We start from the raw sequence: 1,266 nt of genomic DNA, 5'->3' as shown, positions 1-1,266 counted from the left end.
ATCAACATATTTTGCTCTTTACCAACCAGAAAAATTCTTATGCTGTAATTATTATTGACATAATTCATAAAACTATTTTAGGTCATTACATTCTTGATTTGAATGAAAAGTATAGTTTGAATAGATGAAACCGTATAAAAATGCCGGTTTGTCGAGCCGACCCACCTTCGGGCCAACATGGGGCTGTTGACAAAGTGGTTTTCTAAAAAAAACCGTCTTGAAAAAAGTTCAGGAAAAAGTCATTTCTGCCATAAAAACGGCAAAGACCGGGTAGGAAAATCAAAGCCTTTTTTCAAAATAGGCGTTTGTCAACGGCTCCAACTTGCCCCGAACTTTTACAACTAAATACCCGCCGCCCACACAGCGGCACACCGAGCAGGAAATCTGAAAAAAGATCTCCTGCTTTTTTTCTGCCCAAAATGAGGTGGTAAAACGCCACCCCATCCACCAATTACCGAAAGGAGGGACACGAAATGCCCTGTCCACACAACGAAATCACGATTGTTCAGCGCAGCCAGCGGCAGTCTGCGGTTGCCGCCGCTGCTTACCAGAGCGGCGAAAAGCTGTTCTGTGAATACGACCAGCAAGTGAAGCACTACCCGAAAAAGCATGGTATCGTCCACAATGAAATCCTGCTCCCGGCAAACGCCCCGCCGGAGTATGCAGACCGCAATACCCTATGGAACGCCGCCGAAGCGGTGGAGAAGCAATGGAACTCCCAGCTTGCAAGGCGGTGGGTGCTTACCATCCCCAGAGAGATACCACCCGACCTGTATGCTGTCCTTGTCCGGGAATTTTGTGAACAGCAGTTTGTTTCCAAAGGCATGATTGCTGACTTTGCCATCCATGACCCCCATCCGCCGGGACACAATCCCCACGCCCATGTCCTACTGACTATGCGGGCAATGGACGAGCATGGAAAATGGCTTCCCAAGAGCCGCAAGGTTTATGACCTTGACGAGAAAGGCCAGCGTATCCGGCTCCCGTCCGGGAACTGGAAAAGCCACAAGGAGGATACGGTTGACTGGAACGACCAGAAGTATTGTGAAATCTGGCGGCATGAATGGGAGGTCATCCAGAACCGCTATCTGGAAGCCAATGACCGCCCGGAGCGTATGGACTTGCGTTCCTATGCCAGACAGGGGCTTGATATTGTCCCCACTGTCCATGAGGGGGCTGCTGTCCGGCAGATGGAAAAGCGTGGTATCCAGACGAATATCGGCAACCTGAACCGGGAAATCAGAGCCGCCAACCGCCTGATGAAGT

General features: G+C 49.9%; 1 protein-coding gene. It reads left to right on the top strand.

Going from position 1 to position 1,266, the window contains the following annotated elements:
• Positions 1–473: 473 nt before the first annotated feature.
• The coding region (mobQ, locus tag DXA36_RS32460; protein ID WP_147366677.1) for a MobQ family relaxase at positions 474–1,266 on the top strand (793 nt) is incomplete at its 3' end.

The sequence above is a fragment of the Eisenbergiella sp. OF01-20 genome, from assembly GCF_003478085.1.
Classification (GTDB): domain Bacteria; phylum Bacillota; class Clostridia; order Lachnospirales; family Lachnospiraceae; genus Eisenbergiella.
Note: the sequence above shows the minus strand (reverse complement) of the source record. Positions and strands in the feature narration are given on the sequence as shown.